This window comes from Pseudomonas sp. TE6288 (assembly GCF_054062095.1).
Genome location: NZ_JBSSEW010000011.1, coordinates 34398 through 54431 on the forward strand (window position 1 = coordinate 34398; position 20034 = coordinate 54431).

Consider the following 20034-nt stretch of genomic DNA (forward strand, 5'->3'; position numbering starts at 1 on the left):
GCCACCACCACCGCCCCGATCATCCTTTACCGCATTGACATATCGGTAAATCCCGATATTATCGCGCCATGGAACTGCTCGACATATTCAAGGCACTCTCGAACCGTACCCGTCTCGAGATCCTCAAAGGCCTGAAAGACCCGGTGAAACACTTTCCTCCTCAGGACGAAGGTGACGTTCATACGGTGGGCGTCTGTGTGAGCAGCATCCAGGAAGGCGTGGGGCTATCGCAGTCGACGGTATCCGACTACCTGGCCATCCTGCAGCGCGCAGGCCTGGTCGAAGTCCGGCGCATTGGCCAGTGGACCTATTACAAGCGTAACGAAGCCGCCATCAGCGCGCTCGCCGAGCTGATCGGGAGTGAGTTGTAGGTTTTTACTTTTACCTCTATATATCGACTTTTCTCGATATCCCGTTTTACCGAACTCAAGAGGCAACAACTGCGGCATCTGGCAGGTGCCGAGGCATAGAACAGCATCTTCATTCCACTTCATACATCGATATTTCTCGATATCCCTTTTTACCGAAGCGAGGAAACACCATGAAAGCGTTGATACTGGATTCCTTTGGCGGCACGGACGCATTCGCCTATCGCGATGTCGTCAAACCGGTGCCGCAGGCCGGACAGGTACTGGTCCGGGTGCATGCCACCTCCATCAACCCGCTGGATTACCAGGTCCGGCGTGGCGACTACCCCGACCTGGTGCCTCTCCCGGCCATTACCGGGCACGACGTGTCCGGCGTCGTCGAAGCCGTCGGGCCGGGTGTGACCGCGTTCAGGCCGGGCGACGAGGTTTGGTACACACCGCAGATCTTCGACGGGGCGGGCAGCTATGCCGAGTACCACGTCGCCGCCGAAGGCATCATCGGCCTGAAGCCGCCTTCGCTAAGCCACCTGGAGGCAGCCAGCCTGAGCCTGGTCGGCGGCACGGCCTGGGAGGCCCTGGTAGTGCGTGCGGCGCTCAGGGTGGGCGAGCGCATCCTGATTCACGGCGGCGCAGGTGGTGTCGGCCACGTGGCGATCCAGCTGGCCAAGACCATGGGCGCCAGGGTGTTCACCACCGTGCGCGAGGCCAACGCCGAATTCGTGCGGCAAATGGGCGCGGACGTGGTCATCGATTATGAGCATCAGGATTATGTCGAGGTCGTCCTGCGGGAAACCGGGGGCCAAGGTGTCGACGTGGTCTTCGACACCATTGGTGGCGATACCCTGGCACGCAGCCCAGACGTCCTGGCGCAACTGGGGCGCGTGGTGTCGATCGTGGACATCGCGCAACCGCAGAACCTGATCCAGGCCTGGGGCCGCAACGCGAGTTACCACTTCGTCTTCACCCGGCAACACCGCGGCAAGCTCGACGAGTTGAGCGCGCTGGTCGAGCGCGGGCAACTGAAGCCACACGTGGGCGCCGTCTACCCCCTCGCTGAGGTTCCCCTCGCCCATGCCCGGCTGCAAAGCGCCAACAATGGCCTGCAAGGGAAGATCGCCATTGCGGTCGCGCCCATGGCCGATCTCGCCAGCATTTGAGGCGCCTGCCACCCTTCTCGACTTCAAGGACCGCCATGATCTACGAAATCGCCCTGCTTCCCGTACGCCCAACCCACGTCGACGACTTCCGGCACGCGTTCGCCGAGGTCGCCCCTTTGCTCAGCCGAGCCAAGGGTCACGTCAGCCATATGCTCGCGCAAGGGGTCGAGAGCCCCCATCAATTCAACCTGATCGTGCAATGGCAAACACTCGAGGACCACGCGCCGGGTTTCGAGGCCAGTGAAGACCACCAGGTCTTCATGGCCCGGCTGACACCATATTTTTCCGAGGAGCCCACGGTTTATCATGTACAGGGCGGCGCGTTCGAAACGCACGCGCCCACCAGCCCGGGCAGTGCCCGACTGGACGACAATCGCCCAACCTCATAGAAGGCCGCCATGGCGGCCAGCACAGGTCGCCATGGAAGCCTTGCGTCGCCGCATCGAAACCCAAGTCATGAGCCTCACCGGGCTGGCCCTAGGCCAGCTCGACCTGGAGTCGCCCAAGGGCGATCCCGGCCTGTTTGGCCCACAGAGCATCAGCTGGCAGGTGCATGGCGACTTTCCCAGCATGCTGGTGGGCGGCATCAGCGCGCTGATGCTGCAACTGCTGCATCCGCTGGCCCTGGCCGGGGTCTGGGACCATTCGAACTTTCGTCAGGACCTGCTCGGCCGCCTGCGGCGCACCAGCCAGTTCATCTCCGGCACCACCTTCGGTTCGACCCGTGATGCCGAGTGGCTGATCGACAAGGTCCGCACCATCCACCTCAAGGTGGTCGGCACCGCCGCCGATGGCCGCCCCTACGCCGCCAGCGACCCCGACCTGCTGACCTGGGTGCATGTGGCTGAAGTCAGCAGCTTCCTCGCCGCCCACCTGCGCTACCGCAATCCTGGCCTGGCGCGTAGCGCGCAGGACGCCTACTACAACGAGATAGCCCTGATCGCCGAGCGCCTGGGCGCGCGCGACGTGCCCCGCTCCTGTGCCGAGGTGGATGCCTACCTGCAGCGCATGCGCCCGCAGTTGCGGTGCGATGCGCGCAGCCTCGAGGTGGTCGATATCCTGCTCAAGGCCCCGGCCCCCAGCCGTCTGGCCGAACCAGTAGGCAAGCTGATGCTCAAGGCCGGCATCGACCTGTTGCCGGACTGGGCCAGCGCAATGCTCGGCCTGCACCAGGGCGCGGTAGAGCGGCACATGATCCGCCTGGGCCTGGGCAACACCGCGCCAGTGCTGCGCTGGGCCATGCGCAATGGCTCGGCCCAGCGCGCCAGGCGGCGCATGGGCGTCGAATGAGGTATTTTGGTCCGTTCATCGGAACCGATTTAACGTGCCATACTCCAAGCACTCCAGCCTGATACAGACGAAGCGACACATGCCCAAAGGATTGACCCGCGCCCTCGGCGCACTCGTGGCCCTCGTGGCCCTGTACAGCCTGCTCGGCTTTTTCATTCTCCCCGGGATCGCCCTGCGCATCGCCAACCAGCAATTGGCGCAGTACGCCACGGTGCCGGCACACCTGCAGCGCATCGAGCTCAATCCGTTCAGCCTCGAGCTGACCCTGTGGGGCCTGCAGATCGGCGAGCCAGGCAAGGAGCAGGTCGGCTTCGAGCGCCTCTACGCCAACCTGTCCCTCGACAGCCTGTGGACCAAGGCCGTGCGCCTGGACGCGGTGGAGCTGGACAAGCCGCGCACCGAGCTGCTGTTCGCCAAGGACGGCAGCCTCAACCTGGCCCAGCTGTTCAAGCTCCCGCCCAGCGAGCCCAAGGCCGAGGAACCGCCAAGCGACCCGTTCCCGCTGCGCATCGCCAGCATCAAGCTGAGCGAGGGCTACCTGCACTTCCAGGACCTGCGCCCGAGCGAGCCGATCGAGTTTCTCTACGACTCGATGAACCTGGAACTGAAGAACCTCAGCACCCTCCCCGACGACAACGCCGACATGACCCTGGTGGCCAACGGCCCGGCGGGTGGGCGCATCGACTGGACCGGCACTCTCAGCCTGACGCCGATCGCTTCCGAGGGCACGCTGAAAGTCACCGACGGCAAGATGAAGCTCTTCTGGCCTTACGTGCGCGACGCCGTGCCGCTGGTGCTGGAAGACGGCATGGTCAGTCTCGACACCCACTACAAGCTCAACCTTTCCAAGGAAACCGAACTGCTGCTGGACAACACTTCGGTGCGGGTCGCGCCCTTCGCCATCAAGGCCCCGGATGGTCGCCCACTGGCGCGCCTGGCCAGCCTGGAGGTGAGTGAAACCTCCATCGACCTGGCCAAGCAACTGGTAACCATCGGCAAGATCCGCAGCGACAAGCTGGAAACCTGGGCAGCCCTGGAGAAGGACGGCCAGCTCGACTGGCAGAAGCTGTTCGCCAACCAGCCGGCCAAGGCCACGCCAAAGGAAAAGGCCGAGCCCGCCGCCGCCGAGCCAACCCCGGAAGAACAGGCTGCCAAAGAGCCGAGCAAGCCCTGGCAGGTCCTGCTCAAGGACGTGCAGGCGCGCAACTACATGGTCCACCTGGCAGACCGTAGCCAGAAAGAGCCCGTGGCCCTGGATGTCGGCCCGCTCAACCTCGACCTGCAGAATTTCGACAGCCTCAACCAGTCGCCCTTCACCCTCAAGCTCGACACTGGCGTGGGCAAGCAGGGCAAGCTGCAGGCCGCAGGCCAGGTCAACCTGGCACCGGTCTCGGCCAAGCTCGACGTTACCACCCGCGATATCGACCTGCGGGTGGCGCAGGCCTACATCAGCCCGTTCATCCGCCTGGAACTGCGCAGCGGGATGCTTTCCAGCGACCTCAAGGTCGATCTGAAGAGTACCGAGCCACTGGCCTTCAGCATTACCGGCAAGGCCCAGGCCAACCAGTTGCATACACTGGACACCATCAAGAACCGCGACTTCGTCAAATGGCAGCAGGTCAACGTCGATGGCCTGTCGTACGTGCACGGCGACGCACTGTCCATCGACAAGGTGACACTGCTGCAACCCTACGCACGCTTTATCATCAACGAAGACCGCACCACCAACGTCGACGACCTGCTGATCCCGCAACCCGCCGACAAGCCTGCCACGGCCCCGAGCAAGCCCGCCGCTGCCGGTAGCGGCAAGGAACTGGGCATCCGCATCGGCCAGATCAGCATCAACGACGGCTCGGCCAACTTCGCCGACCTGACCCTGACGCCTAACTTCGCCACCGCGGTACAGCAGCTCAACGGCCAGATCGGCACCATCGACAACCGCAAGCCGCTCCCGGCCAAGGTCGACATCAAGGGCAAGGTGGACCGTTACGCGCCTGTGACCATCAAGGGCGCGCTCAACCCGTTCAACCCACTGGCCAGCCTCGACATTGCCACCAGCTTCAAGCGTGTCGAGCTGACAACCCTGACGCCCTACTCCGGCAAGTTCGCCGGTATGCGCATCCGCAAGGGCCGGTTGAACCTCGATCTGCATTACCTGATCACCAACGGCCAGCTCAAGGCCGAGAACAAGGTGGTGATCGAGCAACTGCAGCTGGGCGAGAAGGTCGACAGCCCGGATGCCGTGGACCTGCCGATCCGCCTGGCGGTGGCCTTGCTCAAGGATACCGAAGGCAGGATTTCCATCGAGCTGCCGGTGTCGGGCGACCTCAACAACCCACAGTTCAGCGTGATGCCGATCGTCTGGCAGACCCTGCGCAACCTGGTGCTGCGCGCGGCGCAGGCGCCGTTCAAGCTGCTTGGCGGGCTGGTCGCCGGTGGCGGCGCGGAAGATCTGGGCAATGTCTCGTTCGCGCCGGGCTCCAGCGACCTCACCCCCGACGTGCAAACATCCCTGGACAAGCTCGCCTCGGCCCTCAAGGAACGCCCCGAGCTGCGCCTGGAAATCGAAGGCACGGCGGCCCAGAGCAGTGACGGCCCGTTGATCGCCCAGCAGCGCCTGGAGCGTGAATACCAGGCCACCTGGTACAAAATCCTCCAGCGTCGGGGCGACAAGGTGCCCGCCAATGCTTCGTTGCTGGTGGTGGACGACAGCGACAAGCCGGCGATGCTCGAGGGCATCTACCGTACCCGCCTGAAACAGCAGCCCCCGGCTGAATGGCAGGACCTGGGCCGTGACGAGCGCAGCGCCAAGCTGCGCGAGGCGGTGATCAAGTCCTGGGCGGAAAGCGCCGTGTTGCTGCGCAACCTGGGCCAGGAGCGGGCCAGCAGCATCAAGGACTACCTGGTGGACAAGGGCCAGCTGGAAGATGACCGGGTGTACTTCATCGACACCAACCTCGGCCAGGCCGAGAGCGATGGCCGCGTGGTGACGCCGATGCACCTGGATGCCGAGTAACCCTCGACCGAGTCGCCCTCATCGCCGGCAAGCCGGCTCCCACAGATACAGCACCGGACCTCTGTGGGAGCCGGCTTGCCGGCGATGAGGCCAGCGCAGGCGATAGATACGGTCAGGCCAGCCGCTGCCCCGATACCGCCGGGTGATACAGCGGCTGCACCTTGTTCCCCGCCGGGTCCAGCAAATGGAAGCTGCGCGCGCCATCGCCGTGATTGAACGGGCGATCCAGCAGCGTCACGCCATGGGCCTTGAAGTACTGATACCAGGCCTCCAACTCTTCCACGCTGTCGACGATGAACCCATAGTGATCCAGGGTCTGCAGCCCGTTGGCCGCACCTGCGCCGCGCCCGAGCGACAGGTTGTCGTTGCCGCAGGTGAGGTAGACCAGGTCTTCGTTGGCACGGTTGAGCACTTCCATGCCCAGCACATCCACGTAGAAGCGCTCGCACTCCTCCAGGTTGGGGACCAGCAGGGCGATGTGCCGCAAGCCATTGAGACGGCCTGGGCGGGCAGGTAGATCGGACATGAGCGCGGCTCCTTTTTTGTATACAATTCATAATAGAATTTAAAACAAAAGGAACGTCATGTGTACTGCCTATTTATCAAGACGCGCGTGAAACCCGGCACCGCCGATGCCTTCCTGGCAGCCATCAATGCCAACGCCGCAGCGTCGGTCGCCACCGAGCCGGGTTGCCTGGTATTCGATGTCTCGCAGGATCGGGAGAATGCCGATGTCATCTACCTGTACGAGATCTACCAGGACGATGAGGCGTACGAGGCGCATACCCGGACCGCGCATTTTCGCGACAGCCGCCCCTTGGTGGAGCCGCTGATCGAAGAGCAGGTGTGTTTCGAGAGCGATGTGATCGCCCGGAACCCGGTGGACTGAAGCCGCTTTCCTGAATGCCAATAGAAAAGCCCCGGCGAATGCCGGGGCTTTTGCTTGAAGGGGTGGCCAAATCCTTTTGGCCGACGGGACAATCCTTATTCGGCTTTCAGGCCATCAGCCGAGACGGCCTGTACGCCCTTGATCTTCTTGGCGATGGCAACCGCCATTTCCTTCTGCGCATCGGTAATGGCCACGTCCGAGGACAGGGACACTACGCCTTTGTTGGTTTCAACCTTGATGTCACTGCCCGGCACGCCTTTCTCGGTCATCAGGTCAGCCTTCACCTTGGTGGTGATCCAGGTGTCGGAAGTGGCTTCCTTGGCTTTGGTCACCTCACCGGCCGCAAGCGTCATCGGGGCCTGGGTGGACTGGGCAGCAAAAGCTGCGTTAGCCATGGTCAGGGTCAGAGCGGTAGCAGTAGCGGCAGCAATGGCGAACTTCTTCATGTGAGTCACTCCTGTTTTTTCGAAAGGTCTGCGCCTTGGTTCCTGGCGTCAGGTAGTAAGGTAGTTGCAGGGGCTGTGCCAGTTTTTGCACGCCCTATAAAACCTTTAAAATCAATTGGTTAAACAAATCAATCAGAAGTTAGTACCGTGCATTTTGCAATCCCGGGAAAAAAGCCACGTGCAAGATGCATGCTCTCAACTATTTTGCGGCAGGCATAAAAAAAGGACCCCGAAGGGTCCTCCTTTCAGCCTCGAAAGGCTTAGACGCCCGATGCCTTGGCAGCGGCAACGTCCTTGATCGACAGCTTGATACGGCCGCGGTTGTCCACGTCCAGTACCAGTACTTCGACTTCCTGGCCTTCTTTCAGCACGTCGGTGACCTTCTCGACGCGAGCATCGCTCAGCATGGAGATGTGCACCAGGCCGTCCTTGCCCGGCAGGATGTTGACGAAGGCACCGAAGTCGACGATGCGCTCGACCTTGCCGACGTAGATCTTGCCGATCTCGGCTTCGGCGGTGATGCCCAGGATGCGCTGCTTGGCAGCGTCCGCGGCTTCCTTGGTTTCGCCGAAGATCTTGATCGAGCCGTCGTCTTCGATGTCGATCGAAGCCTTGGTCTCTTCGCAGATGGCGCGAATGGTGGCGCCGCCTTTGCCGATGACGTCACGGATCTTGTCGGTGTCGATCTTCATCGCGATCATGGTCGGCGCGTTGGCCGACAGCTCGGTACGCGACTCGCCGATGATCTGGTTCATCTGGCCGAGGATGTTCAGGCGCGCTTCCAGGGCCTGGCCCAGGGCGATTTCCATGATCTCTTCGGTGATGCCGTTGATCTTGATGTCCATCTGCAGCGCGGTGACGCCTTTGGCGGTACCGGCTACCTTGAAGTCCATGTCGCCGAGGTGGTCTTCGTCACCCAGGATGTCGGTCAGTACGGCGAACTTCTCGCCTTCCTTGACCAGGCCCATGGCGATACCGGCAACCGGCGCCTTCATCGGTACGCCCGCGTCCATCAGCGCCAGGGAGGCACCGCAGACCGAAGCCATGGAGCTGGAGCCGTTCGACTCGGTGATTTCCGATACCACGCGGATGGTGTACGGGAACACGTCGGCGGCCGGCAGCATGGCCTGCACCGAACGACGGGCCAGACGGCCGTGGCCGATTTCACGACGGCCAGCACCGCCCATGCGACCACATTCACCTACCGAGAACGGCGGGAAGTTGTAGTGCAGCATGAAGGGGTCTTTCTTCTCGCCTTCGAGGGTGTCCAGCAGCTGGGCGTCACGGGCGGTACCCAGGGTCGCGACGACCAGGGCCTGGGTTTCGCCACGGGTGAACAGGGCCGAACCGTGGGTCTTCGGCAGAACGCCGACTTCGATGTTCAGCGGGCGCACGGTCTTGGTGTCGCGACCGTCGATACGTGGCTTGCCGTTGACGATGTTTTCGCGAACGGTGCGGTATTCGATCTCGCCGAAGATGTCTTTCACTTCGCCAGCCGACGGCTGGCCTTCTTCACCGGAGAACTTGGCGATCGCCTGATCGCGCAGCTCGCCCAGGCGCGCGTAGCGGTCGGCCTTGACGGTGATGGTGTAGCCCTGCGACACCGCTTCGCCGAACTCGGCGCGGATGGCGTTGAACAGCTCGGTGTTGGCAACGGCAGGTTTCCAGTCCCAGGTCGGCTTGGCGGCTTCGGCGGCCAGCTCTTTGACAGCCTTGATCACAGCCTGGAATTCGTCGTGGGCGAACAGTACGGCGCCCAGCATCTGGTCTTCGGTCAGCTCTTTGGCTTCCGATTCAACCATCAGTACGGCCGACTCGGTACCGGCAACGACCATGTCCAGGCTCGAGGCGGCCTGCTGCTCGTAGGTCGGGTTCAGCAGGTAGCCGGTGCTTTCGTGGAAGGCAACGCGGGCGGCGCCGATCGGGCCTTCGAACGGAATGCCCGAGATGGCCAGGGCAGCCGAGGTACCGATCATCGCAGCGATGTCCGGATCGGTCTTCTTACTGGTGGAAACCACGGTGCAGACAACCTGCACTTCGTTCATGAAACCTTCAGGGAACAGCGGGCGGATCGGGCGGTCGATCAGGCGCGAAGTCAGGGTTTCTTTTTCGGATGGGCGGCCTTCACGCTTGAAGAAACCACCTGGGATCTTGCCAGCGGCGTAGGTCTTTTCCTGGTAGTGCACGGACAGCGGGAAGAAGCCCTTGCTCGGATCGGCATGCTTGGCACCGACCACGGTCACCAGCACGGTGACATCGTTGTCGACGGTGACCAGCACGGCGCCGGTGGCCTGACGGGCAATGCGGCCCGTTTCGAGGGTAACGGTCGATTGACCGAACTGGAATTGCTTGATTACCGGGTTCACGGTTTCCTACCTTTTTCAGTGGCTCTTGGGGGAACTGGTTCTTGCGAATTCTTGGGCAGAACGGGGAATCGGCCCCATTGACCGTCCAGATACAACACGAGGCTGGGAGCCTGGCGCCGGGCGGATAAACCGCTCGGCACACCAGGCTGCCAACCTCGCAGATCGCGCGGCGTGTCCGACGGCGACGCTGGCAGGCAGCGTTGCCGAAGAATGCGACACACCATGCAACACCACTGGCCAGGCCGCTATTAGCGACGCAGGCCCAGGCGACCGATCAGGGCGCTGTAACGAGTGGTGTCTTTACCCTTCAGGTAATCCAGCAGCTTACGACGCTGGTTGACCATACGGATCAGACCACGACGGGAGTGGTGGTCTTTTTCGTTGGCCTTGAAGTGGCCTTGCAGCTTGTTGATGTTGAAGGTCAGCAGGGCAACCTGTACTTCCGGGCTACCGGTGTCGCCGGCGGCTTGCTGATAGTCTGCAACGATCTGAGCTTTTTCTTCGACGCTGAGGGCCATTTGGCTTCTCCTGATAAACGGATCCCGCAAGCGGGGTCCAATAGGCCAGGGACTGGATCCCTGTATTAATAAAAAGAGTAATGACCGTGCCTACTGACAGCCATCCTCGAATCCGCAGGGCAAAGCGTTGACCTCGCCCTGTGGTATCGGTCATTCCGACCGAATCAGTCGACGCGGCGCAATGCGCCCGTCTTCGCTCACCTCACCGATACCGATGAAGCGGGCATTGTGATCCTGTACGCGGACCATGCCGAATTGCGGCGCGTCCGGCGCACGTACTGCCTGGCCATGTAGCCAATAGAACGCGCTGTGCTCGGACAATACCACCAATGGCCAGTCCTGCAAGCCGCTGTCCGAGGGCATCAGGAAGCGATCGAGCGCTTCGTTGCCACCTTCGGCGTGAGCCTGTTCCAGCTCTTCGAGCGTGACAGTCTGGGCCAGCTCGAAGGGGCCGGCCTGGGTGCGGCGTAGCTCGGCGACGTAGGCACCACAGCCCAACGCCTCGCCCATATCCTCCACCAGGGTGCGAATATAGGTTCCCTTGCTGCAGCCAACCGACAGGCGTGCCCGGGTGCCTTCGCACTCCAGCAGGTCCAGCCGGCCAATAGTAACAGAACGCGCCTCGCGCTCCACTACCTCTCCTGCGCGCGCCAGTTTGTACAGCGGCTGGCCGTCGCGTTTGAGGGCCGAGTACATCGGCGGCACCTGCTGGATTTCACCGCGAAAACGCGGGATGACCGCTTCGATGTCGGCGCGACCAACGGTCACGTCGCGGGTCTTCAGCACTTCGCCTTCGGCGTCCCCGGTGGTGGTGGTCTGGCCCATCTGCATCACTGTCTCGTAGCCCTTGTCGGAATCGAGCAGGTACTGCGAGAACTTGGTGGCCTCGCCAAAGCACAGCGGCAGCACGCCGGTGGCCAGCGGGTCGAGGCTGCCGGTGTGGCCGGCCTTCTCGGCGTTGAGCAGCCAGCGGACCTTCTGCAGGGCAGCGTTGGAGGTGAACCCCAGCGGCTTGTCGAGCAGGATGATGCCGCTGACGTTGCGGCGGATACGTTTGACCTGGGCCACCGCTTACTCCTTGGTGTCCGGCGCGTCGGCATCCTGGTGCTGGCGGTCTTCGGCCACCGCACGTTCGATCAGCGCCGACAGATGCACACCGCGGCTCACGCTTTCATCGAAGTGGAAATGCAGCTGCGGCACGCTGCGCAGTTGCATCGAGCGCCCCAGGTGCAGACGCAGGAAGCTGGCGGCGCTGTTCAAGGCCTTGAGCGACTGCTTGACGGCGTCCGGGGTTTCTTCGCCCATGACGGTGATGAACACCTTGGCATGGCCGAGGTCACGGCTGACGTCGACGGCGGTGATGGTCACCAGGCCGACACGCGGGTCTTTGACTTCACGGCGGATCAGCTCTGCAAGCTCACGCTGCATCTGATCACCGATACGTTGGGTACGGCTGTATTCTTTTGCCATTCTTGCTACCTGTATCTTAAAGCGGCAAACGCCCGGTCAAGCTCGAAGCCTGACCGGGCGCTACCTTCAGAGGTTCAGGCAACCGCCCTGGGGCGGGGCCTGCACCACGCTCGGCCCTTACAGGGTACGAGCCACCTGGACTTTCTCGAACACTTCGATCTTGTCGCCGACCTTGACGTCGTTGTAGCTCTTGACGCCAATACCGCACTCCATGCCGTTGCGTACTTCGGACGCATCGTCCTTGAAGCGACGCAGCGACTCCAGCTCGCCTTCGAAGATCACCACGTCGTCGCGCAGAACGCGGATCGGACGGTTGCGGTACACGGTACCCTCGATGACCATACAGCCAGCGATGGCGCCGAACTTCGGCGAACGGAACACGTCACGGACTTCGGCGACACCCAGGATGTTCTCGCGAACATCGCTGCCGAGCATGCCGGTCAGGGCTTTCTTGACGTCTTCGATGATGTCGTAGATCACGTTGTAGTAACGCATATCCAGACCTTCCTGCTCGACGATCTTGCGCGCGCCGGCATCGGCACGCACGTTGAAGCCGAACAGTACAGCGTTGGACGCCAGCGCCAGGTTGGCGTCGCTTTCGGTGATACCACCGACGCCGCCACCGATGACGCGAACCTGAACTTCGTCGTTGCCCAGGCCGCCGAGCGAACCTTGCAGCGCCTCGAGGGAACCGCGCACGTCGGTCTTGAGGACGATGTTGAGGGTTTTCTTCTCTTCCTGACCCATGGTCTCGAAGATGTTTTCCAGCTTGCCGGCGTGAGCACGGGCCAGCTTGACCTCACGGAACTTGCCTTGACGGAACAGCGCAACTTCACGCGCTTTCTTCTCGTCGGCAACCACCGACATCTCTTCGCCGGCATCCGGCGTACCGTCCAGGCCGAGGATCTCGACCGGGATCGACGGGCCGGCTTCCTTCACAGGCTTGCCGTTCTCGTCGAGCATGGCACGCACGCGGCCATAGTTGGAGCCGACCAGAACCATGTCGCCCTGACGCAGGGTGCCGTCCTGAACCAGGATGGTCGCCACCGGGCCACGGCCCTTGTCCAGACGCGACTCGACCACGACACCACGACCAGGGGCGGTCGGGGTAGCCTTGAGTTCGAGAATCTCGGCCTGCAACAGGACAGCTTCGAGCAACTCGTCGACGCCGGTACCCATCTTCGCCGAAACCTTGACGAACGGGGTATCACCACCCCACTCCTCGGAGGTCACGCCTTCGACGGACAGCTCGTTACGGATGCGGTCGAGGTCTGCGCCTGGCTTGTCGATCTTGTTCACTGCAACGACCAGCGGTACGCCAGCTGCCTTGGCATGCTGTACGGCTTCGCGGGTCTGTGGCATCACACCGTCGTCCGCCGCCACCACCAGGATGACGATGTCGGTCGCCTTGGCACCACGGGCGCGCATTTGCGTGAACGCAGCGTGGCCAGGGGTGTCGAGGAAGGTGACCATGCCACGGTCGGTTTCGACGTGGTAGGCACCGATGTGCTGGGTGATACCACCGGCCTCGCCAGCAGCAACCTTGGCACGACGGATGTAGTCGAGCAGCGAGGTCTTGCCGTGGTCGACGTGGCCCATGACGGTCACGACCGGCGCACGAGAGGTGGTCTCGCCTTCGAACTTCAGCGATTCGGCCAGGGAGTCTTCCAGGGCAGTGTCGCTGATCAGGGTTACCTTGTGGCCCAGCTCTTCTGCTACCAGCTGAGCGGTTTCCTGGTCGAGCACCTGGTTGATGGTGACCGGAGTCCCCATCTTGAACATGAACTTGACCACTTCAGCGCCCTTGACGGACATCTGGTTAGCCAGATCGGAGACAGTGATGGTCTCGCCGATCGCCACGTCACGGATAACCGGGCCAGTCGGGCTCTGGAAGCCATGCGCATTGCGCTTCTTGCCTTTACCCTTGCCACCGCGACGACGGAAACCATCGCTTTCTTCATCGGTGGTACGCGGCGCGGCGCGCGGAGTCGGAGCCTTTTCCTTCTCCTTGACCTTGACCTTGACCGACATGCGCGGCGCTTCGCCACGGCCGGCGGTAGCTTGGCCACCACCGCGACGATCGTCATCACGGGTGCGGCTTTCGTTACGACGGGTCTCGTCCTTCTTGCGCTCGGCAGCACGCGCAGCGGCGTCTTCGGACACCGGTGCGTTGGCCACTACCGGGGCAGCAGCAGGTTCAGCCTTGGCCACTGGCGCAACGGCCGGAGTTTCAGCGGCCTGACGGCGTGCCTGCTCCTCGTTACGCTGGCGAACTTCGGCTTCAATTTTGTCGCGGGCTGCGTTTTCAGCCGCACGGCGCTCTTCCTGTTCGCGTTTCTGCTCAGCCTGGATCTCTTCCGGGCTGCGCTGCACGAATACCTTCTTCTTGCGTACTTCTACGCTGATGCTTTTGCTACCGGCGACACGCAGAGTGCTGGTGGTCTTGCGCTGCAAGGTAATCTTGCGCGGTTCTTCCGCCTTGCTCTTGTGGCTGCTCTTCAAATGAGTCAGCAGGGTCTGCTTCTCATTGTCGGTCACTACCTGACCGGCGTCGGTGTGCGGCAGACCTGCCTCACGCATCTGCTGCAGCAGGCGCTCTACCGGTGCCTCGACCTCTTGGGCCAGTTCTTTCACCGTGACTTGCGTCATGCACTTCTCTCCTCAGGCCGCGCCTAATTACTCGAACCAGTGGGCTCGGGCGGCCATGATCAACTTGCCGGCACGCTCTTCGTCGATGCCGTCGATGTCGAGCAGGTCGTCGATCGACTGCTCGGCCAGGTCTTCGCGGTTAACCACGCCGCGCACCGCCAGTTCCGCCGCCAGGTCCTTGTCCATGCCCTCAAGGGAGAGCAGGTCTTCGGCCGGATGGGCGTCTGCCAGTTTTTCTTCGGTAGCGATGGCCTTGGTCAACAAACGGTCCTTGGCTCGAGCGCGGAGCTCATTGACGATTTCCTCGTCAAAGCCATCGATGTTGAGCATTTCTTCCAACGGTACGTAGGCAATTTCTTCGAGGCTGGTAAAGCCTTCGTCGACCAGCACTTGTGCCAGCTCCTCGTCGACTTCCAGTTCCTCGACAAAATTACGCAGGATGTCGCCGGTTTCAGCTTGCTGCTTGGCCTGGATGTCCTTCTCGGTCATCACGTTCAGGGTCCATGCGGTCAGCTGGCTGGCCAGGCGGACGTTCTGGCCACCACGGCCAATCGCCTGGGCCAGGTTGTCCTCGGCAACGGCGATATCCATCGCATGGGCGTCCTCGTCAACGATGATCGCGGCAACCTCTGCCGGCGACATGGCGTTGATGACGAACTGCGCCGGGTTCTCGTCCCAGAGGACGATATCCACACGCTCACCACCCAGCTCGCCGGATACGGCCTGGACGCGCGAACCACGCATGCCGATACAGGCACCCTGCGGGTCGATGCGCTTGTCCTTGGAGCGGACGGCGATCTTGGCACGCGAACCCGGATCACGGGAGGCGGCCATGACTTCGATGAGGCCTTCGGCGATTTCCGGCACTTCGATGCGGAACAGCTCGATCAGCATCTGCGGCGCGGTGCGCGACAGGATCAGCTGCGGGCCGCGGTTCTCGGTGCGGATTTCCTTGAGCAGCGCACGCAGGCGCACGCCGACACGGAAGGTCTCACGGGGAATGATGTCTTCGCGCGCCAGCAGCGCCTCGGCGTTGTTGCCCAGGTCGACGATGACGTTGTCGCGGGTGACCTTCTTGACAGTACCGGAGATGATCTCGCCCACGCGCTCGCGGTAGGCATCGACCACCTGGGCGCGTTCGGCCTCGCGGACCTTCTGCACGATGACCTGTTTGGCGGTCTGCGCGGCGATGCGACCGAACTCGATCGACTCGATCTTCTCTTCGATCACGTCACCGATCTTGGCATCCGGGTGCGTGTCCTGGATCTTTTCCAGCCAGGTCTCGATCGCCGGATCGTCCAGGTCGTTTTCATCGACCACGGTCCAGCGGCGGAAGGTCTCGTAGCTACCGGTGTGGCGGTTGATTTCCACACGCAGGTCGACTTCGTCCTCAAAACGTTTTTTGGTTGCAGTGGCCAGGGCCACTTCCAGCGCTTCGAAAATGACGCCTGGCGGTACACCTTTCTCGTTGGATACCGATTCAACAACCAGCAGTACTTCTTTGCTCATCGTACGCCTCGCCTTGCGCAAGCCATTGGCCCCGGAACATCCGCCGGGCCCGGCACGTCTCAGTCAAAACTGGGAATAATATTGGCCTTGTCGATCGAGTCGATCGGCAACAGGAACTCGTGCTGGTCTACCTGCACCACCACATCCTGTTCCTCCACACCGCGGAGAAGGCCCTGGAAGTTACGACGGCCCTCGAAGGGCGTACGCAGCTTGATCTTCACCTGCTCGCCGGCATGCGCTGCAAACTGTTCTAAGGTGAACAGCGGGCGGTCCATGCCTGGAGAGGACACCTCGAGGGTATATTCAGAGCTGATCGGATCTTCCACATCGAGGATGGCGCTGGCCTGACGGCTGACGGCTTCGCAGTCTTCCACCAGGATGCCGCCTTCCTTGTCGATATAGATACGCAGTACCGAATGCTTGCCTTGGGAGACGTATTCGATCCCCCAGCATTGGTAGCCCAGGCCCTCGACAACCGGGGCCAACAAGGCCTGCAACTGTTCTAGCTTGCTCGACACCTGAACCCCCTCGTGCATGCTGTGCAAATAAAAAATGGGCGAAGCGCCCATCCCTGAAAGCGCCGTTGGACAACGACGCCAAAACTGTTCGGCTAGCAAAAAGCCCCTGAAAAGGGGCTCTGCTGAAGCTGGTTGCGGGGGCTGGATTTGAACCAACGACCTTCGGGTTATGAGCCCGACGAGCTACCAAGCTGCTCCACCCCGCGACAAAGCTGGGGCGAAAGTATAAGACTGAACCCTTTGCTGGGTCAATCCGACCTCCACCTGCAAGAAAGCCCGCTAAAGCGGGCTCTCATGCTTCAATTGGTACCGAGAAGGGGACTCGAACCCCTACACCCTATGGGCACAACCACCTCAAGGTTGCGTGTCTACCAATTCCACCACCTCGGCAATACTACATTTGAAACCCGTTACTGCTGCTCTTTGGCTGGAGGAGGTACATCACCAGAGTTGGTGGTTTCACTCTTCTGCTGCTGGAGCACCGGTACATCATCATTGACTGCCGGCTTTTGCTCTTTGACTTCCAGCACTGCTGGATTTGGCAGACCAGCTTGAGTCAGCTGGTGAGCCTGCTGCTTGGCGAAGTATCCTAACCCAAGTGCAGTCAAAAAGAAAGTGGCGGCAAGTATAGCAGTAACTTTACTCAAAAAGGTAGCGGAACCTTGGCTTCCGAACACAGTATTTGAAGCACCTGCGCCGAAAGATGCACCTGCTTCCGCACCTTTACCCTGCTGCAACAACACCATGACTACCAGTGACAGTGCTGCCAACAGATGAAAAACAACTACGACTGTTTCCAGCATTTTTCAGTTTCCTGCGGCGCGACAAATTGCACCGAATTCGTCTGCATTCAGGGACGCTCCACCAATGAGCCCCCCATCGATATCCGGCATGCCGAACAGTTCGGCCGCATTAGCCGCCTTCACGCTGCCGCCGTAGAGAAGCTGCACCTTGCGGGCAACTTCGGCGTCCTTTTCCGCCAACTGCTTGCGGATGGCTGCATGCACATCCTGCGCTTGCTGGGGCGAGGCCGTCAAACCTGTACCAATGGCCCATACAGGCTCATAGGCAATTACTGCATTGGCAAAAGCGGTGATACCGAACGTGTCGATTACACTGCTTAGTTGACGCCCTACAACTTCGAGCGTCTTGCCTGCCTCACGCTCGGCGAGAGTTTCCCCTACACAGAGCACTGGCGTCAAACCACTTTTCTGTGCGGCTGCAAACTTTTGATTCAGCACTTCGTCACTTTCGCCGATAATCTGGCGACGCTCCGAATGGCCGATCAACACCAACTTGCAACCGACTTCTGACAACTGACTCGGTGCAACTTCACCGGTCAGTGCGCCCTGCTCGGGCTGTACCGCAGAATTCTGTGCTCCAACGATGATCCCCTTGCCTTTCAGCCCATCAACAACTTCATTGATGAACAGGGCCGGTGGAAACACCGCGACTTCGATACCGTCGGGAATGAGCATTTTGCCCAACCCCTGAGTCAGCTCAGCGACGCTGGCGCGGGTACCGTGCATCTTCCAGTTACCAGCTACCATGGGGCGACGCATGCTTTACCTCGTCGGTCAAAGTGGGCGCAGATCTTACCCAACCCGATCTGCGCTGGCAAGCCTCTTTCAGGCACAAACTTCTTCAACGAGTTTGGCCAGGGCTTCGGCATGGCCGCGCACCTGGGTTTCGTCGTCACCCTCTACCATCACCCGCACCAACGGCTCGGTACCCGACTTGCGCAGCAGCACACGGCCGCGACCCGCCATGGCCTCGGTCGCCTTGGCGCTGGCCTCCTTGACCAAAGGGTTTTCCAAGGGATCGCTCTTGCCCGCGGCGAAACGCACGTTGATCAGCACCTGAGGGCATTTGCGCACCGCCTGGCGTGCCTGGGCAAGGTTCTCGCCTCGGCGCTTGAGCGCCATCAGCACCTGCAGCGCGGCGATGATCGCGTCTCCCGTGGTGGTGTGGCTACCGCAGACGACATGCCCGGAATTTTCGCCACCCAGCAGCCATTCGCGCTCGAGCAGCTCGGCCATCACGTAGCGATCACCCACCTTGGCGCGCACGAACGGAATATCAAGCTCCTTGAACGCCAATTCCAGGCCCAGGTTGCTCATCAACGTACCGACCACGCCGCCTTGCAGCTTGCCGCGCTCCTGCAAGTCGCGGCCAATGATGAACAGCAACTCGTCGCCGTCGACGATAGTGCCGGTGTGGTCGACCATCAGCACACGGTCACCGTCGCCGTCGAAGGCGATGCCGATGTCCGCATGCCCGACCAGCACCGCGGCCTGCAGCGACTCGATATGGGTCGAACCACAGCCCTCGTTGATGTTCAGGCCATCTGGCGCTGCGTGCAGTACCGTGACTTCGGCACCGAGCTCACGGAACACGCTCGGCGCGACCTTGTAGGTGGCGCCGTGCGCGCAGTCCACCACGATCTTGAGGCCATCGAAGCTGGTGCTACTGGGCACGCTGCTCTTGCAGAACTCGATATAGCGCCCCGCCGCGTCGTTTATACGCGAAACCTTGCCCAGCTTGCTGGACTCGACAACGGTCATCGGCTGGTCGAGCAGTTCCTCGATCATCAGCTCGACTTCATCCGGCAGCTTGGTACCGGCGCCGGAGAAAAACTTGATGCCGTTGTCATCATGCGGATTGTGCGAGGCGCTGATGACGATACCCGCTTCAGCATGGAAAGTGCGCGTCAGGTAAGCGATGGCAGGCGTCGGCATCGGCCCGAGCAGCATCACATCGGCGCCGGCCGCAGACAGGCCGGCCTCCAGCGCGGACTCGAACATGTAACCCGAGATACGCGTGTCCTTGCCGACCAGCACTCGGCAATTTCCCTGCTTGCGGAAGGCCATGCCCGCCGCCCAGCCGAGTTTCAGCATGAAGTCCGGGGTGATGGGGAATTGGCCAACGCGACCACGGATACCATCGGTACCAAAGTATTTTCTGCTCATAGTGACTCCAATGTTCTTATTCGGCGTTCTGCACGGCCGCGATCATGCGCACCACGTCGACGGTTTCCGCCACGTCATGCACCCGCAGGATGCTCGCACCCTTGGTCATGGCCAATGCCGCCAGCGCCAGGCTACCGTAGAGGCGCTCACCAACGGGGCGACCCAGCGCAAGGCCGATCATGCTCTTGCGCGAGACGCCCACCAGAAGCGGCCTCCCGAGGCGATAGAGCGCTTCCATGTGTTTGAAAAGGCTGAGGTTGTGCTCGAGGGTCTTGGCAAAGCCGAACCCCGGGTCGAGGAGGATGCGTTCAGCCCCGATGCCAGCCGCCGCGCAGGCGGCCATACGCTGTTCAAGATAGCGCGTAACATCGGCTGTCACATCTTCATACTGCGGATTGTCCTGCATGTTGCCCGGCTCGCCGCGCATGTGCATGAGACACACCGGCAAGCCGGTGTCCGCCGCCGCATCCAGCGCACCGTCGCGCTCCAGGGCGCGCACATCGTTGATCAAGCCAGCGCCGAGGCGCGCGGATTCGCTCATGACCGCAGGCGTGGAGGTATCGACCGAGATGACCACGTCGAGCCGGCTGTTGATCGCTTCGACGATCGGCGCGACGCGTTCCAACTCCTCGAGCGGGGATACCGCTCGCGCACCAGGCCGGGTGGACTCGCCTCCGACATCGATCAGCGTAGCACCCGCTGAAACCATGGCTTCAGCATGACGCAGGGCCTCGTCGCGCTGATTGAAGCGCCCACCATCGGAGAACGAGTCTGGGGTGACGTTGAGAATACCCATGACATGGGTACGGGACAAATCAAGAACCCGGTTGCCACAAGGCAACCGGGCCGGGTACTGCTTAGAGCTCATA

At 61.7% G+C, this 20034-nt stretch carries 19 protein-coding genes and 2 tRNA genes; 6 read left to right on the forward strand and 15 right to left on the reverse strand.

Annotated elements, in window-relative coordinates; genetic code table 11:
- Positions 1-68: 68 nt before the first annotated feature.
- From ACVWY1_RS12950 to ACVWY1_RS12970, 5 genes are all read left to right on the forward strand, one after another.
- Positions 69-371: an ArsR/SmtB family transcription factor gene (locus ACVWY1_RS12950; protein ID WP_277502138.1), complete on the forward strand. Its 303-nt coding sequence runs from the start codon at positions 69-71 to the stop codon at positions 369-371.
- Between the two features lie 170 nt (positions 372-541).
- Positions 542-1525: a zinc-dependent alcohol dehydrogenase family protein gene (locus tag ACVWY1_RS12955; RefSeq protein WP_277502139.1), complete on the forward strand. Its 984-nt coding sequence runs from the start codon at positions 542-544 to the stop codon at positions 1523-1525.
- Positions 1526-1560: 35 nt separating this feature from the next.
- Positions 1561-1914: an antibiotic biosynthesis monooxygenase family protein gene (locus ACVWY1_RS12960; RefSeq protein WP_277502140.1), complete on the forward strand. Its 354-nt coding sequence runs from the start codon at positions 1561-1563 to the stop codon at positions 1912-1914.
- 31 nt (positions 1915-1945) lie between these two features.
- Positions 1946-2815: an oxygenase MpaB family protein gene (locus ACVWY1_RS12965; protein ID WP_457378378.1), complete on the forward strand. Its 870-nt coding sequence runs from the start codon at positions 1946-1948 to the stop codon at positions 2813-2815.
- A 79-nt stretch (positions 2816-2894) separates the two neighbouring features.
- A complete protein-coding gene (locus ACVWY1_RS12970; protein ID WP_277502142.1) occupies positions 2895-5831 on the forward strand; it encodes a DUF748 domain-containing protein in 2937 nt (978 codons plus the stop codon).
- Between the two features lie 112 nt (positions 5832-5943).
- Here ACVWY1_RS12970 and ACVWY1_RS12975 read toward each other — a convergent pair whose 3' ends face one another.
- Complete coding sequence (locus tag ACVWY1_RS12975; RefSeq protein WP_046854071.1) at positions 5944-6357, reverse strand: VOC family protein; 414 nt, start codon at positions 6355-6357, stop codon at positions 5944-5946.
- A 60-nt stretch (positions 6358-6417) separates the two neighbouring features.
- Here ACVWY1_RS12975 and ACVWY1_RS12980 point away from each other — a divergent pair, with 60 nt between their 5' ends.
- The gene (locus ACVWY1_RS12980; RefSeq protein WP_457378379.1) at positions 6418-6720 is read left to right on the forward strand and encodes a putative quinol monooxygenase; all 303 of its coding nucleotides are present in this window, start codon (positions 6418-6420) and stop codon (positions 6718-6720) included.
- Between the two features lie 95 nt (positions 6721-6815).
- Here ACVWY1_RS12980 and ACVWY1_RS12985 read toward each other — a convergent pair whose 3' ends face one another.
- From ACVWY1_RS12985 to folP, 14 genes are all read right to left on the reverse strand, one after another.
- Complete coding sequence (locus ACVWY1_RS12985; RefSeq protein ID WP_102683196.1) at positions 6816-7166, reverse strand: BON domain-containing protein; 351 nt, start codon at positions 7164-7166, stop codon at positions 6816-6818.
- A gap of 260 nt (positions 7167-7426) precedes the next feature.
- A complete protein-coding gene (gene pnp / locus ACVWY1_RS12990) occupies positions 7427-9532 on the reverse strand; it encodes a polyribonucleotide nucleotidyltransferase (RefSeq protein WP_023629334.1) in 2106 nt (701 codons plus the stop codon).
- 248 nt (positions 9533-9780) lie between these two features.
- On the reverse strand, positions 9781-10050 hold the full coding sequence (gene rpsO / locus ACVWY1_RS12995) for a 30S ribosomal protein S15 (protein ID WP_023629335.1): 270 nt from the start codon (positions 10048-10050) through the stop codon (positions 9781-9783).
- Between the two features lie 150 nt (positions 10051-10200).
- Entirely contained in the window at positions 10201-11118 is a 918-nt protein-coding gene (gene truB / locus ACVWY1_RS13000) for a tRNA pseudouridine(55) synthase TruB (RefSeq protein WP_046854068.1), read from the reverse strand.
- 3 nt (positions 11119-11121) lie between these two features.
- Positions 11122-11520: a 30S ribosome-binding factor RbfA gene (gene rbfA / locus ACVWY1_RS13005; RefSeq protein WP_023629337.1), complete on the reverse strand. Its 399-nt coding sequence runs from the start codon at positions 11518-11520 to the stop codon at positions 11122-11124.
- A 117-nt stretch (positions 11521-11637) separates the two neighbouring features.
- Positions 11638-14169 (reverse strand): translation initiation factor IF-2, encoded by a 2532-nt coding sequence (gene infB, locus ACVWY1_RS13010; protein WP_102683195.1) that lies wholly within the window; start codon positions 14167-14169, stop codon positions 11638-11640.
- Between the two features lie 27 nt (positions 14170-14196).
- Complete coding sequence (gene nusA / locus ACVWY1_RS13015) at positions 14197-15678, reverse strand: transcription termination factor NusA (protein WP_038706865.1); 1482 nt, start codon at positions 15676-15678, stop codon at positions 14197-14199.
- A 59-nt stretch (positions 15679-15737) separates the two neighbouring features.
- Complete coding sequence (rimP, locus tag ACVWY1_RS13020) at positions 15738-16196, reverse strand: ribosome maturation factor RimP (protein ID WP_038707604.1); 459 nt, start codon at positions 16194-16196, stop codon at positions 15738-15740.
- A 129-nt stretch (positions 16197-16325) separates the two neighbouring features.
- A tRNA-Met gene (locus ACVWY1_RS13025) sits at positions 16326-16402 on the reverse strand.
- A gap of 98 nt (positions 16403-16500) precedes the next feature.
- A tRNA-Leu gene (locus ACVWY1_RS13030) sits at positions 16501-16586 on the reverse strand.
- A 20-nt stretch (positions 16587-16606) separates the two neighbouring features.
- Positions 16607-16999: a preprotein translocase subunit SecG gene (gene secG / locus ACVWY1_RS13035; protein WP_457378380.1), complete on the reverse strand. Its 393-nt coding sequence runs from the start codon at positions 16997-16999 to the stop codon at positions 16607-16609.
- Positions 17000-17002: 3 nt separating this feature from the next.
- Entirely contained in the window at positions 17003-17758 is a 756-nt protein-coding gene (gene tpiA, locus ACVWY1_RS13040) for a triose-phosphate isomerase (RefSeq protein ID WP_277502144.1), read from the reverse strand.
- Positions 17759-17824: 66 nt separating this feature from the next.
- Positions 17825-19165: a phosphoglucosamine mutase gene (glmM, locus tag ACVWY1_RS13045; RefSeq protein WP_110701750.1), complete on the reverse strand. Its 1341-nt coding sequence runs from the start codon at positions 19163-19165 to the stop codon at positions 17825-17827.
- A gap of 16 nt (positions 19166-19181) precedes the next feature.
- Positions 19182-20033, reverse strand: a complete 852-nt coding sequence (gene folP / locus ACVWY1_RS13050; RefSeq protein ID WP_457378381.1) for a dihydropteroate synthase — start codon at positions 20031-20033, stop codon at positions 19182-19184.
- Between the last annotated feature and the right edge of the window lies 1 nt (position 20034).